Below are 13,204 nucleotides of genomic sequence, written 5' to 3' on the forward strand. Positions count from 1 at the left end.
GACCACGAAGGTCCACCTCGCCGTCGACGGCCGGGGCCTGCCGCTGTCGATCGTGCTCACCCCGGGCAACGTCAACGACGCCACCGCATTCGGCCTCGTCCCGGCCCACGGAGTCGAACACCGAGCAGCACCGACCGACCGTCGGCAGCGGCTCCCCGGCGCGGGGGTGGATCTCCACCGGGCCGGTGAGCGCGGTCTTCCCGCCGCAGAACGCACCCCGTGCCGACGCTCCGCGCCGGGCCGACCCGCTACCGCGTACCGGCCGCGCGGTGCTCGCGCCAGCGGCCGAGCATCCCGTGCAGCTCGTCGATCATGAACTCGAAGAAGGCTGCGCTCTCCGCCAGCCGATCCCCCGCCACGGTGCCGGCGCCGACGGTGGCCTCGCCGTCGCGCAGCACCCGGATCCAGCGCAGCATGATCTCGTCGCGCCGGGTCAGCGACTCGAACCAGACGTCGTTGAGCACCCGGTAGCGGTCCCGCCGGGAGCCGGGCTCGCGCTCCTTGGCGACCAGGCCGACCTGGATCAGGTAGCGCATCGCGCCGGACACGGCCGCCGGGCTGATCCGCAGCCGTTCGGAGAGTTCGGCGGAGGTGAGCACTCCGCTCTCCTCCGCCATCAGGCAGGAGAAGATCCGGGACGGCATCCGGCCCATGCCCGCGACCACCAGCTCCGCGGCGAAGCGCTCGACGAAGTCCGACAGCGCCTTGTCCTCGCGCTCCTCCTCGGGCTCCCCCGGCCCCTTCGTTCCCTGCACCACCCTGAGCCCCTTTCCGGTGATCACTCGTCCCTGTCGAACTTTAACGCTTCCCAATATTCACGTTTTTCTGAAATTACGATAGCTTCACAACCATGACCAAGGCCATCACCCTGTCCGGCCTCCGCAAGACCTTCGGCCGGACCACCGCGCTGGACGGCCTCGACCTCACCGTCGAGACCGGCGAGGTCCACGGCTTCCTCGGGCCCAACGGATCCGGGAAGTCCACGACCATCCGCGTCCTGCTCGGCCTGCTGCGCGCCGACGGCGGCAGCGCCCGCATGCTCGGCAAGGACCCGTGGCACGACGCCGTCGAGCTGCACCGCCGCCTCGCCTACGTGCCCGGCGACGTCGAGCTCTGGCCCAACCTCACCGGCGGCGAGGCCATCGACCTGCTCTCCCGGCTGCGCGGCCGGCTCGACCGCCGCCGCCGCGACGAGCTGATCGAGCGCTTCGCCCTCGACCCGACCAAGAAGGGCCGCAGCTACTCCAAGGGCAACCGGCAGAAGGTCGCCATCGTCGCCGCGCTCGCCTCCGACGCCGAGTTGCTGCTGCTCGACGAGCCGACCTCCGGCCTCGACCCGCTGATGGAGGTGGTCTTCCAGGACGTCGTGCGCCGGGCCAAGGAGGACGGCCGCACCGTCCTGCTCTCCAGCCACATCCTGGACGAGGTGGAGAAGCTGGGCGACCGGGTCAGCATCGTCCGGCACGGCCGGGTCGTGCAGAGCGGCTCCCTCGACGAGCTGCGCCACCTCACCCGCACCACCGTCGAGGCCCGGACCCTGCGCCCGGTCCCCGGACTGGAGGCGCTGACCGGCGTGCACGGCCTGCACACCGAGGGCGACCGGGTCCGGTTCGCCGTGGACGGCGCCCAACTCGACGCCGCGGTACGGCTCCTGAGCGCGGCCGGACTGCGCGGCCTGCTCAGCCACCCGCCCACGCTGGAGGAGCTCATGCTGCGCCACTACGGCGACGAGCCGGCCGCCGACGGGCACCGCGCCGACGGCGAGACCCTGCGATGACCGCCACCGCCGCCGAACCGGCCACCGGCCGCACCGCCGCCCCTCGCCGCACGGCGACCCGCACCACCCTGGCCGGCACCACCACGCTGCTCCGCTTCGCCCTGCGCCGCGACCGGCTGCGGCTGTCCGCCTGGGTGCTCGGCCTCTGGCTGGTCACCCTGTCCACCGCCAACAGCGTCCACACCCTCTACTCGACCGCCGCCGACCGCGCCTCCATCGCCCACGGCTCGGACAACCCGGCGATGCTCGCGATGAGCGGACCGGCCCACTACCTGGCCGACTACACCTGGGGCGCCATGCTCGGCCACCGGATGCTCGGTCTGCTGGCCGTCCTGGCCGGGCTGCTGAGCGTCCTCACCGTCACCCGGCACACCCGGGCCGAGGAGGAGAGCGGCCGCGCCGAACTGCTCCGCTCGGCCGCCGTCGGCCGGCACGCCCCGCTCGCCGCCGCCCTGGCCACCGCCGCCGTCGCCGACCTCGCGCTCGGCCTGCTGCTCGCGGCCGGCCTGCCCGCGCTGGGCGTCCCCGGCCTCACCGCCGGCGGATCGGCGCTGTACGGCGCCGCGACCGCCCTCGCCGGGCTGCTGTTCGCCGCGGTGGCCGCCGTCACCGTCCAGCTCGGTGCGCACGCCCGGACCGCCTCCGGGCTCGCCCTCGCCGTACTCGGCGGCGCGTACGCGCTGCGCGCCGCCGGGGACGCCGGTTCGGGCGCGCTCTCCTGGGCCTCCCCGATCGGCTGGCTGCAGCGCAGCTACCCCTTCGTGGACGACCGCTGGTGGCCGCTGCTGCCCGCGCTCGCCCTGACCGCCGCGACCGCCGCCGCCGGGTTCGCGCTCAGCAGCCGCCGCGACCACGGCGCCGGCCTGCGCGCCGCCCGTCCCGGCCCCGCCACCGGCGGCCCGGCCCTGGGCACCCCGTTCGGCCTGGCGCTGCGCCTGCACCGCGGTCTGTTCGGCGGCTTCGCGGCCGCCCTGCTGCTGGTCGGCGCGATGTACGGTTCGCTGCTCGGCGACGCCGACTCGATGCTGGGGGACGTCGACCGGATCCGGGAGGCGCTGGAGCGGCTCGGCGGACACACCCTCGCCGACTCCTACGCCGCGCTGACCATGCTGGTGGTCGCCGTGCTCGGCGGCGTCCACGCGGTGCTGGCCACGCTGCGCCCGCGTGCCGAGGAGAGCGCCGGACGGACGGTGCCGGTGCTGGCCACCGGCGTGTCACGGTCGGCCTGGCTGGGCGGGCACCTGGCGGCGGCCCTGCTGGGCTCCACCGCCGTCCTGCTGGCGGCGGGCGTGGGCTTCGGCCTGGCCGGGGCGCTGTCCAGCGGCGACGGGGGCGCGTTCCTGCGGCTGACCGGCGCGGCACTGGCCTTCGCGCCGGCCCAGTGGGTGACGGTGGGTTTCGCCGCCGCGGTGTACGGCTGGCTGCCCCGGGCCGCGCCGCTGGCCTGGCTGGTGCCCGGGTACGCCTTCGTGATCGGCTACCTGGGCCCGCTGCTCGACCTCCCCGCGGGCCTGGAGCGGCTCTCCCCGTACGGCCGGGTGCCCCGGCTCCCGGCGGCCGCGATGGACTGGACGCCGCTCGCCGTGCTCACCCTGGTCGCGGCCGCCCTGATCGCCCTGGCCCTGGTCGGGTTCCGGCGCCGCGACATCGACTGACGCCGGGGCGCCGGAACCCGCCACGGGCGATCAGAGGTGCTTGACCAGCTCCGGCATCAGGTCCTGGAAGGTACGCCCACTGGCCGGCTGGCCGATCGCGGCCATCTGCCAGCCGGTCTCCGTGCGCTGCACCTTGGCCATGATCTGCGCGGTGTACGGGCCGCCGCCGGTGAGCGTGTAGCGCGCCAGCTCGACGCCGGTGGTCTCGTCCACGAGCCGGCAGAACGCCGCCTCGACCTCCTGAAAGGTCTGCCCGGTGAAGGAGTTGACGGTGAAGACGATCTGGTCGACCTCGGCGGAGACGGTGGTCAGGTTGACCGTGATCGACTCGTCGTCGGTCGCGTCGCCCGCGCCGCCGACCAGGTTGTCCCCGCTGTGCCGGACCGAACCGTCGTTGCTGTTGAGGTGTTGGAAGAACACCACGTCCACCGGTCGCCCCTGGGCGAACAGCACCGCCGAGGCGTCCAGGTCGATCTCCCGGCCGGCGGCGAGCAGCTTGGCGAGGAAGCCCTTGCGCTCCGCCGCCTTCCAGCCGAGGCCCATCCGGACCAGGCTCAGCTGCCCACCCCCCGGCTTCTCCAGGCTGATCTTCTGCCCCTTGGCCAGCGAAACGCTCATCGCGTCCTCCTCCGTTCTGCCACCGTCCGTGCCGCGAATCTACAGCACTGTAGAGAATTTATGATCATCGACGGTGCCCTGCGAGCACCTGTACCCCGTACTCCCCCGGACCTCACCCCGACAACGGTCCGCACACTGAGGGAACCGGCGGTCCGACGTCTGGCGTAACCGTGGACCGCGACCGGACGGCCGGGGCGGCACACGGTCTAGGGTCGGCCCCGGGACGGCGCCCGGCAGCACCGACGCGCCGTCCACGCGCCGATCGCGGTGCCCACGCCTCACCGTGCCCACGACGGAGAAGTACCCACGACTCGCAGTGCTCACGACCGTTCCCGGGCCGTGCCGACGCGCGCCGCCCGCTCTCGCTGGGGGGACCACCATGCCCGAGCAGCACGAAGGAACCGAACGGCACGACGGAACCGGACAGCACGCAACACCGCAGCGACCGGAGGGACCCCGCCTCGGCCGGCGCCGGCTGCTCCGGGCCGGCCTCGGCGCCGGCGGCGCGCTGGCCACCGTCCGGCTGCTGCCCGGCGGCACGGCCTGGGCCGCCCCGGCACCGGACAGCGACTTCGGCACGGCGCAGTACGACGGCCTCTGGCCGTCCTCCCACGCCGGGCTGCGCGCCGGAGCCGCCGCGCAGACCTGGCCGGACTGGGCCCGCTACGCCCGCATCGCCGACGGCACCTTCAACGAGCCCGCCGACATGCAGAGCGCCGTGGACGCCCTCAAGGCGCAGGAGGTCAGCGTCATCGAGCTGGACACCCTGCTCTCCGACTGGCTCACCGACGCCCAGTTCGCCGCCCACATGGCCGAGGTGAAGCAGTTCACCGGCCTGGCCCACGCGGCCGGCCTCAAGGTCGTCATGTACTACCCGTCGCTGGAGCTGATCTCCCCCGGCGGGGAGAAGGGCCGCTCCTTCTACAAGAACGACCAGGGCAAGAACTGGGTCCAGCGCGACCTCGCCGGCAAGCCCAACGTGTTCTACGGCAGCGTGGTGGTCTGGGTCGACCCGGGCGACGAGAGCGTCTGGCTCAGCCCCAACTCGCCCTGGCGGGACTACTACCTCAAGCGGATCAAGGGCGTGGCCGCGACCGGTGTGGACGGCATCTGGCCGGACGTCCCGATCTACTTCGACGGCGTGCTCTCCTGGTGCGACGCCTCCACCTGGGGCGCGGCCGCGTTCAAGGCCGACACCGGCCTCGCCCTGCCCAAGGCCGCGAACTTCGCCGACCCGGTCTTCCGCCGCTACGTCGAGTGGCGCCACCGCAACCTGCTCCGGTTCCAGCTGGACATCGCCGACGCCGGCCGCTCGGTCAACCCCGACCTGGTCACCTTCGTCGAGACCGTGTCGATGGACTACCGCTACGCCACCTCGATCGGCCTGGACGGCGGCTACCTGCGCCAGGCCCCCGGCGCCGTCGGCCAGGTCTGGGAGGTGGACATCCTCGGCAACTACGACGGCATGCGGCACGCCACCGCCGCCGACTGGGTCTGCCTGATCTCCATGTACAAGTACGCCCGCGCCGCCAGCGGCACCAAGCCGGCCTGGGCGTTCTCCTACGGCTGGCAGGCCGACGACGCCTCGCTGGTGATGTCCCAGCTGATCGCGGCCGGCTGCAACCCGTACGAGGTGAAGACCCCGTTCAAGAACGACACCGTGGACGCCGCGATGCGCACCCGGATGTACCGCTTCGTGCGCACCAACCAGACCAGGCTCTACGACCCGGTGTCGATCGCGCGGGTCGGCGTCTACCACTCCGCGCCGTCCCGGGACTACGTGTCCCCCGGCGAGGGCAACGGGATGTACGTCAACGCCACGGCCCCGGCCGGGATCGCCGACTGGTGGGGCGGCGACGACCCGGAGATGAGCTGCGCCTCGCTGCCCTGGCTCGGTGAGTTCCGGGGCACCGTCAAGGCGCTGGTCTACGCCCACGTCCCGTTCGACACGGTGCCCAGCCCCGGCCTGACCGCCGACGACCTGGCCCGGTTCAAGGTCCTGCTGCTGCCCAACCTCCAGGCGGTCTCGGACGCCGAGGCGGCGCTGCTGCGCGGGTTCGTCGCGGCCGGCGGGACGATCGTGATCACCGGACCGGCACCCACCGCGCTCGACGAACTGGGCGGACAGCGCAGCGAGTTCGCGCTCTCCGACGTGCTCGGCCTGCGCAGGGCCGACCCGTTGCCCGCCACCAGGCAGAACTCCTACGGCAGCGGCAGCTGTTGGTACGTCAAGGCGCTGCCCGGGCTGAGCTACCTCACCAGGACCGACCAGGCCTCGGCCGACCAACTGCTCACCGCCGTTCGCCAGTCCGCCCCGCCGGAGGTCACCCTGGCCGGGGACCGCCGGATCTTCCTGGACGCCCGACGGCTCGGCACCGACACCGTCGTCCACCTGGTGAACTTCACCAACTTCGGCGACACCCCGGCGGCGTTCCGCAGCGCGCCCGCCAACTGCACGCTCTCCTGGGCCCTCCCGGCCGGGGCGAGCGTCTCCGCCGTCACCGTCGCGAGTCCGGACGGCACCGACCCGGCGCCCAAGGCCGTCCCGTACACCGTCACCGGCGGGACGGTCAGCGTGCCGCTGACCGTCGCGCAGTACTCGGTGGTGACGATCACCGTCGGCTGACGGACACCGGGCCGGGCGCCGGGATGCGCCAGAGGGCGGCGGGGCCGGCCTCGCCGCCCGGGGCGGACTCGAAGGCGATCCACCGCCCGTCCGGGGACCAGCTCGGCGCGCCGTCGTAGGCGCCGTCGTCGCGGGTCACCCGGACGGGAGTGCCGCCGGCCGCCTCCAGCACGAAGACCTGGGCGTTCGGCAGGTCGCCCAGGGTGGAGGAGAAGACCAGGTAGCGGCCGTCCGGGGACCAGCTCGGGTCGGTGTGCTCGCCCGGCGCCCCGGTGACCCGCCGCAGTCCGCCGCCGTCCGGGTCCACCGTCCACAGCGACCAGTCCTCGCGGCCCGCGCTCCGCCGCTGGAAGACGATCCGGTCGCCCGTCGGGGACCAGTTCGGCTGCCGGTTGTCGGTGCCGGTGCCCCGGCCGTCCACCAGCAGGACGGGAGCGCCGCCGCCGCGGCGGACCTTCCAGAGCGAGTCCTGTTGTTCGGCCGCGTCGCCCGGCACGGCGGCGTGCTCCGGCTCCCGGCTCTGCTGGAAGACGATCCACTCGCCGTCCGGGGAGAAACTCGGCTCGCTGTAGCCACTGCCGTCGGCGTGCCCGGTCACCCGCTCGGGGGCGCCGCCCGGCCGCATCAGCCAGATCTCGTCGTGCCCGGACTCCCGGTCGGTGGCGAAGGCGAAGGCGTCGGCGGCCGCGTTCCAGCTGGCGCCCGGGAGGTTGACGGCCGCCCGGTCGGGGTCCTCCAGCACCGTGCGCGGGGCGCCGCCGTCCAGTGACAGGACGCCGAGGGCGGCGGCGCCCTTGTTGTAGCCCCCGCTGAACTCGGTCAGCAGGACGGAGCGGCCGTCCGGGGAGAAGGCCGGGTTCTGCGCGCTGCGGCCGCCCCCGGCGCGGTAGAGCAGCTGGGCGCCGTCGGCGCGACGCTCGGCACCGGCCGGGGGCGCACTGCCCGAGGGCGCGGCCACCGAGGGCACGGCGGCCGAGGGCGGGCCGGTCGGCGACACGCCGGCCGGTCCGGGCCCCGGCCGCTCCTCGTCGGCGGAGCCGGAGCCCGGACCCGCACCACCGCAACCGGTCAGCAGCAGCGCGGCGGCCACGGTCGCCGGAAGCACGCGAATCCTCATGGCTCACACGCTAGTTGACGCCTCGTCAGCCGTCGTACGCCGCCGGGCGGACCGGGCTCCGCCGGACGGCAGGTGCCGCCGGCCTCCCCGAGGGCCGGCGGCCGGGAGTCACCCGGCGCCGCGCTCCAGCCGCACCAGCGCGTCCACCGCGACCCGTCCGCCCGCGCCGGCCTCACCGCCCTTGTGCCCGGGCTCGCCGCCGACCGTACGGTGCACCCGCTCGGCCCGGACGGGGCGCAGCCCGCGGTCGGCGAGGTCGGCCAGGACGTCCTCGGGGGTGAAGAGCACGGCCGGGTCCTGCGGGCCGCCGACGCCCTCGGTGAGGTTGCTCAGGTCGTGCCCGATGACGAGCAGGGTGCCGCCGGGGGCGAGCGCGTCGGCGGCGCGGCGCAGAGCGGCCCGGCGGCCCGAGGCCGGGATCTGGAGGTAGGCGACCAGGACGAGGTCGTAGCCGGCGGCGGGGGCCTCGAAGGCGCGGGCGTCGCCGTGGCGCCAGGTGAGCCGGTCGGCGACCTCGTCGGGCAGGTCGGCGGTGAGCCGTTCGGCGCGCTCCAGGGCGACGGCGGAGAAGTCCAGTCCGGTGACCTCCCAGCCCTGAGCGGCCAGCCAGATGGCGTTGCGGCCCTCTCCGGCGGCGAGGTCGAGGGCGTGGCCGGGGGTGCGGCCGGTCAGTTCACGGACCACCCACTGGTTGGGCGCCGCGCCCCACACCAGCTCGCTCGCGGCGTAGCGGTCGTCCCAGTCCTGGCTGTCCATCGCGCCTCCTGCGTTCGACGGGCCTGCTCGTACCGGCCAACCTACCGGGCCCGCGCCACCCCGGCCGCCGCTGTCCGGGGCCGCCGCCGGGGCCGGAGGCGGTCCAGCGGGCGGACACCCTTGACGGCGAATATTGGTCCAGTCCAATCTGTTCAGTCGTGACGTGCACGGGCCGACCGCCCGTCGTGTCCGCGCACCGCTCGTCAGCACGTGTCACCAGCCCGCGCGCCCCCACCGCGCCCGGGCCGGCTCCCCTCGGCCCGTCCGGGCCACCGCACCGCCGGAACCCCCACACATCCGGAGGACCCACCGCATGCACGATCGCGTCATGCCCGCACGGCCCGCCAACCCCGCCGGGGAGCGTGCCGGCCGCCGGGCCGCCCAGCGCAGGCGGGCCACCGCGCTGGCCCTGGCCGCCACCCTGACCACCAGCGGCGCCGCCATCGCCCTGACCTTCGGCTCCGCCTCGGCCGCCCCGGTCAACCTGCTGGCCAACGGCGACTTCGAGACCGGCACCCTGGCCGGCTGGACCTGCTCCAACGGGTCCGTCGTCACCACCCCGGTGCACGGCGGGAGCCGCGCGCTCAGCGGCGCCGCCTCGGCCGCCGACACCGCGCAGTGCCAGCAGACCGTCGCCGTCCAGCCGAACACCACGTACACCCTGGCCGGCTGGGTCCAGGGCAGCTACGTCTACCTGGGCGCCACCGGTACCGGCGTCAACTCCTCGGTGTGGACGCCGGGCGGGACCGGCTGGAACCAGCTGAGCACCACCTTCACCACCGGTGCCACCACGACCTCCGTCACGGTCTTCACCCACGGCTGGTACGGCACCGGCACGTACTACGCGGACGACCTCACCCTGACCGGCCCGGCCGGGCCCACCGCGACCGCCAGCCCCACGGCCACCACCAGTCCGACCGCCACGGCCAGCCCGACCGCGACCGCGAGCCCCACGGCGACCGGCAGCCCGACCGCCACCGGCAGCCCGACGGCGACCAACAGCCCGACCGGCACCCCCACGACCACCACCCCGACCCCGACGGCCACCGCGAGCGGCCCGGCCGGGGACGGCAAGGTCACCACCCCGACCGGCTTCGCGGTCACCAGGACGACGTCCAACGCGGTGGTGCTCACCTGGCAGCCCTCCACCCTCACCAGCGGTGACGGCGCCGTCGCCTACAAGGTGTGGTCCAACGGCCAGCTCGTCGCCACCTCGATGGGCACCTCCGTCGCGGTCAGCTCGCTGCTGCCGGGCAAGAGCTACACCTTCAGCGTCCAGGGCTACTCCGGCAGCCACGCCTCCGCCCAGTCCGCCCCGGTGAGCACCACGACCGCGGCCGCCCCGGCCCAGCAGCCGGTCCGCTCGGCCTACTTCGACCAGTGGGGCGTCTACGAGAACGCGTACAACGCGAAGAACGTCGACACCAGCGGCGCGGCGGCCAAGCTGGACGTCGTCCACTACGCGTTCGCCAACATCGACCCCACGAAGTTCACCTGCTTCCAGGCGGTGAAGGCCTCCGACTCGGCCAACGAGTCCAACCCGAACGCCGGTGACGGCGCGGGCGACGCCTACGCCGACTACCAGGCCGACTACGGCGCCGGCACCAGTGTGGACGGCAGCAGCGACACCTGGGAGCAGCCGCTCAAGGGCAACTTCAACCAGCTCCGGCAGCTGAAGGCCAAGTACCCGAACCTGCGCCTCACCATCTCGATCGGCGGCTGGACGTACTCCAAGTACTTCTCCGACGCGGCGGCCACCGACTCCTCCCGCAAGGCCTTCGTCTCCTCCTGCGTCGACATGTTCCTCAAGGGGAACCTGCCGACCGGCGTGGCCGGTGACGCCTCCGGCGGCCCGGCCTCGGCGGCGGGCCTCTTCGACGGCGTCGACCTCGACTGGGAGTACCCGGGCTCGGCCGGCGGCCACACCGGCAACCACTACTCCGCGGCCGACAAGCAGAACTACACCCTGCTGCTCAAGGAGTTCCGCACCCAGCTGGACGCCCTCGGCGCCGCCCAGGGCAAGCGGTACCTGCTGACCGCCGCGCTGCCCAGCGGCCAGGACAAGGTCGCCCAGCTGGAGACCGACAAGATCGGCGCCTACCTGGACTACGCCGACGTGATGTCCTACGACATGCACGGCGCGTGGGACGCCACCGGCCCGACCAACCACCAGGACCCGCTGCACGACAGCCCGGCCGACCCGACCACACCGATCACCCCGGGCACCCGCAAGTACAACGTGGACACCACGATCGCCGCGTACACCACCGGCCTGCCCGAGTACGGCATCCCCGGCGGCTTCCCGGCGAACAAGATCGTGCTGGGCATCCCGTTCTACTGGCGCGGCTGGACCGGCGTCCCGGCCGGCTCCAACTACGGCCTGTACCAGAGCGCGACCGGCCCGACGGCGAAGAAGCCGCTGAGCCAGGAGGCCGGCCTGGCCGCCTGGAAGGAGCTCAACCCGACCGCGGCGCAGACCCACTGGGACCCGGTCACCGAGAGCAGCTGGGTCTACGACGGCACCAACTTCTGGACCGGCGACACTCCGCAGGCCGTCCAGGCGCGCGGGGCCTACGCCAAGAGCAAGGGCCTGGGCGGGCTGTTCGCCTTCTCCCTGGAGAACGACGACGCCTCCGGCACGATGCTCAACTCGATGGACAGCAGCCTGCGCTGACGCCCCGTCGGCCATGAGCGCATGAGTGCATGAGCGGCGGCCCGCGCGGAAACTCCGCGCGGGCCGTCCGTGCCTCCGTGCCTCGACCGCCCGAGAGTCGACGCGGCTCAGCGCGGCGGCACCGGGTCCGTCCCGCCGGCGCCCGGGCGGCAGCGCAGCAGCCGTCCGGCCGTCAGCCGGGCCCCGCGCAGCGCGCCGTGCCGGTGCAGTGCCTGCACCGCGTAGGTCGAGCAGGACGGCGTGTACGGGCAGCAGGCCGGACGCCGGGGGCTGACCTCGGTGCGGTAGTGGCGCACCGCGCCGTACAGCACTCCGGCCGCGAACCCGCGCGGGGCGGGGGCCGACGGGTCGGCCGTCCGGCGTCCGCGCGCGCCGGTGAGGGCGAACCGGACGCCGGAGACCATCATCACCGGGATCAGGGCGATCAGGCAGGGGTCGGCGAACTCGCAGCAGCCGTCGAGGCAGCAGTCCGTACCCTCGTCCCGGAGGTGCTTGCGCCGCCGGGCCTTGGCCTCGTCCTCCGGGCGGTAGCGCTTCCGGTACTCCTCCCACATCCGGCGCTGCTTCTTCCGCCGGAGCCGTTCCGAGGCGGGCAGCCACAACCAGGCGCGCTCCGGGCGGGCCGGCGGGTAGTGGGCGCCGAGATCCGGCGTCGGGTCGGACACTGCTGAGAATCCCCTTGTTCCTTCCGCCGGGGCCGGCCCCCGACAATCCGGGCCAGATTATCCGAAGATCACCTGGCCGGATCCCGGGCGGAGGCCGAGCCGACACCGAGCCGACACCGAGCGGATTCCGCCCGCTCAGCCGCCGAGGTTGAGCGAGGGGAAGAGGTCCTCGAACGGCTGGGTGGTCACCGACACGCTCCGGGAGAACGGATTGTCGAAGTCCCAGATCATGAACAGCAGGAAGGCGATCAGCACGCTGAAGCAGAGCGCCAGGGTCAACTCCCGCGGCGTGCGCCGGATCTGCAGCGCGAACAGCATGCCGACGGTCACCACCGCACCGCCGATCAGACCGAGCCAGACCACCCCGGGCATCGTCGGCCCGGCGTTCTGCCCGCGCGAATTGCGGGCCTCCGATGCCTCGCTGACCCGGTCCATGATCGGCTGGTAGGACTGCGACTCCAGGTCGGAGGCGGGCGCCCGGGTGGCGACGTCGTTCTGGAGCTTCTGGAGCAGCTGGTCGCCCTTCTCGGTGATCGCCCCGTTCTCCTTCATGTAGTCCCACTCGGTGTTCACGACGTACGAGACGTAGGCGTCCACGTCGGCCCGGACCTGGTCCCGGAACTCCACCGGGTAGATCACCGCGCGGTCGCTCACCTCGCGCAGCGACTGCGCCTCGCGGAACAGGTCGTCCTGTGCGGCGCCGCGCGCCTCCCAGACACCCGCGATGGCGAGGCCGAGGACGATCGCGTAGACCACCCCGATCATCATCGTGATGTACTCGATGACGTCCGGGGTCTCGTCGGTGCTCTCCTCGATCGGTCGGCGCTGCCTGAGCACCACCACCGCCACGACGACGGCACAGGCCGACGCCATGGCGATGATCAACGCCACCCACTCGGACATGGGAACTCCCTTCTCTGGCTTGGCTTGTGACGGAAAGGAAAAGGTTCAGGGGGCGGCCCCGGGCCGCAGGGGCGGGGCCGCCGCCGACCGGAAACCGGTCGACGGACCGCCGGGAGACGGTCAGGACGGACCCGAGCGGCCACCGCGTCCTCGGCCACCGCGACCCGGCCGCAGGGCAGCCGCCGCGATCACGGCAGGAACCATGATCATCAGCATCGTGGTGGTCATCGAGATGCCCTGGTGGTGCCGGGCCATGGGCGCGGGCTTCGTCGCCGGGGCGTGGAACACCGGTCGAGCCGACGGGGTCGGCCACAGCGGGCTCGGACGCACCGCGCTCGGCGAGGCCGCGGGGCTGGGCGCGACCGGGCTCGGGGCCGCCGGCACGGGGGCCACGGGGTCCGGAACGGGCACAG

At 73.7% G+C, this 13,204-nt stretch carries 10 protein-coding genes and 2 pseudogenes; 6 read left to right on the plus strand and 6 right to left on the minus strand.

Going from position 1 to position 13,204, the window contains the following annotated elements:
• Positions 1–100 (plus strand): annotated as a pseudogene (locus ACIQOV_RS07035) (transposase); the annotation flags it as partial.
• 148 nt (positions 101–248) lie between these two features.
• Here the strand turns inward: ACIQOV_RS07035 and ACIQOV_RS07040 are convergent.
• Positions 249–758 carry a GbsR/MarR family transcriptional regulator gene (locus ACIQOV_RS07040; protein ID WP_401045813.1) on the minus strand — a complete coding sequence of 170 codons (510 nt, stop codon included), beginning with the start codon at positions 756–758 and terminating at the stop codon, positions 249–251.
• A gap of 92 nt (positions 759–850) precedes the next feature.
• Between ACIQOV_RS07040 and ACIQOV_RS07045 the strand changes: the two genes are divergently transcribed.
• On the plus strand, positions 851–1,777 hold the full coding sequence (locus ACIQOV_RS07045) for an ABC transporter ATP-binding protein (protein WP_401045815.1): 927 nt from the start codon (positions 851–853) through the stop codon (positions 1,775–1,777).
• Positions 1,774–3,432, plus strand: a complete 1,659-nt coding sequence (locus ACIQOV_RS07050; RefSeq protein WP_401045817.1) for an ABC transporter permease — start codon at positions 1,774–1,776, stop codon at positions 3,430–3,432. The genes ACIQOV_RS07045 and ACIQOV_RS07050 overlap by 4 nt, the downstream gene beginning before the upstream one ends.
• A 30-nt stretch (positions 3,433–3,462) precedes the next feature.
• Here ACIQOV_RS07050 and ACIQOV_RS07055 read toward each other — a convergent pair whose 3' ends face one another.
• Positions 3,463–4,050 carry a TerD family protein gene (locus tag ACIQOV_RS07055; RefSeq protein WP_359902675.1) on the minus strand — a complete coding sequence of 196 codons (588 nt, stop codon included), beginning with the start codon at positions 4,048–4,050 and terminating at the stop codon, positions 3,463–3,465.
• Between the two features lie 379 nt (positions 4,051–4,429).
• On the opposite strand from ACIQOV_RS07055, the gene ACIQOV_RS07060 reads away from it, so the two are divergent.
• A complete protein-coding gene (locus tag ACIQOV_RS07060) occupies positions 4,430–6,676 on the plus strand; it encodes a hypothetical protein (RefSeq protein WP_401045821.1) in 2,247 nt (748 codons plus the stop codon).
• On the opposite strand, the gene ACIQOV_RS07065 is transcribed toward ACIQOV_RS07060, so the two are convergent.
• Together ACIQOV_RS07065 and ACIQOV_RS07070 are read right to left on the minus strand one after the other, a co-directional pair.
• Entirely contained in the window at positions 6,663–7,793 is a 1,131-nt protein-coding gene (locus ACIQOV_RS07065) for a hypothetical protein (protein ID WP_401045823.1), read from the minus strand. The genes ACIQOV_RS07060 and ACIQOV_RS07065 overlap by 14 nt on opposite strands.
• A 108-nt stretch (positions 7,794–7,901) precedes the next feature.
• Positions 7,902–8,549 carry a class I SAM-dependent methyltransferase gene (locus tag ACIQOV_RS07070; RefSeq protein WP_401045826.1) on the minus strand — a complete coding sequence of 216 codons (648 nt, stop codon included), beginning with the start codon at positions 8,547–8,549 and terminating at the stop codon, positions 7,902–7,904.
• A gap of 313 nt (positions 8,550–8,862) precedes the next feature.
• On the opposite strand from ACIQOV_RS07070, the gene ACIQOV_RS07075 reads away from it, so the two are divergent.
• Complete coding sequence (locus tag ACIQOV_RS07075; RefSeq protein WP_401045829.1) at positions 8,863–11,223, plus strand: glycosyl hydrolase family 18 protein; 2,361 nt, start codon at positions 8,863–8,865, stop codon at positions 11,221–11,223.
• Positions 11,224–11,330: 107 nt separating this feature from the next.
• Here ACIQOV_RS07075 and yidD read toward each other — a convergent pair whose 3' ends face one another.
• Entirely contained in the window at positions 11,331–11,888 is a 558-nt protein-coding gene (yidD, locus tag ACIQOV_RS07080) for a membrane protein insertion efficiency factor YidD (RefSeq protein WP_401045832.1), read from the minus strand.
• A gap of 135 nt (positions 11,889–12,023) precedes the next feature.
• Positions 12,024–12,791, minus strand: a complete 768-nt coding sequence (locus ACIQOV_RS07085; protein WP_359902690.1) for a hypothetical protein — start codon at positions 12,789–12,791, stop codon at positions 12,024–12,026.
• Positions 12,792–12,993: 202 nt separating this feature from the next.
• Here ACIQOV_RS07085 and ACIQOV_RS07090 point away from each other — a divergent pair.
• A pseudogene (locus tag ACIQOV_RS07090) lies at positions 12,994–13,204 on the plus strand (hypothetical protein); the annotation flags it as partial.

Source organism: Kitasatospora sp. NPDC091257, assembly GCF_044757675.1.
GTDB lineage: Bacteria > Actinomycetota > Actinomycetes > Streptomycetales > Streptomycetaceae > Kitasatospora > Kitasatospora lactacystinica.

Excerpts from the sequence above, each read along its gene's own strand:
- ACIQOV_RS07045 (WP_401045815.1), top strand. The coding sequence starts at position 851 with ATGACCAAGGCCATCACCCTGTCCGGCCTCCGCAAGACCTTCGGCCGG.
- ACIQOV_RS07050 (WP_401045817.1), top strand. The coding sequence starts at position 1,774 with ATGACCGCCACCGCCGCCGAACCGGCCACCGGCCGCACCGCCGCCCCT.
- ACIQOV_RS07055 (WP_359902675.1), bottom strand. The coding sequence starts at position 4,050 with ATGAGCGTTTCGCTGGCCAAGGGGCAGAAGATCAGCCTGGAGAAGCCG.
- ACIQOV_RS07060 (WP_401045821.1), top strand. The coding sequence starts at position 4,430 with ATGCCCGAGCAGCACGAAGGAACCGAACGGCACGACGGAACCGGACAG.
- ACIQOV_RS07065 (WP_401045823.1), bottom strand. The coding sequence starts at position 7,793 with ATGAGGATTCGCGTGCTTCCGGCGACCGTGGCCGCCGCGCTGCTGCTG.
- ACIQOV_RS07070 (WP_401045826.1), bottom strand. The coding sequence starts at position 8,549 with ATGGACAGCCAGGACTGGGACGACCGCTACGCCGCGAGCGAGCTGGTG.
- ACIQOV_RS07075 (WP_401045829.1), top strand. The coding sequence starts at position 8,863 with ATGCACGATCGCGTCATGCCCGCACGGCCCGCCAACCCCGCCGGGGAG.
- ACIQOV_RS07085 (WP_359902690.1), bottom strand. The coding sequence starts at position 12,791 with ATGTCCGAGTGGGTGGCGTTGATCATCGCCATGGCGTCGGCCTGTGCC.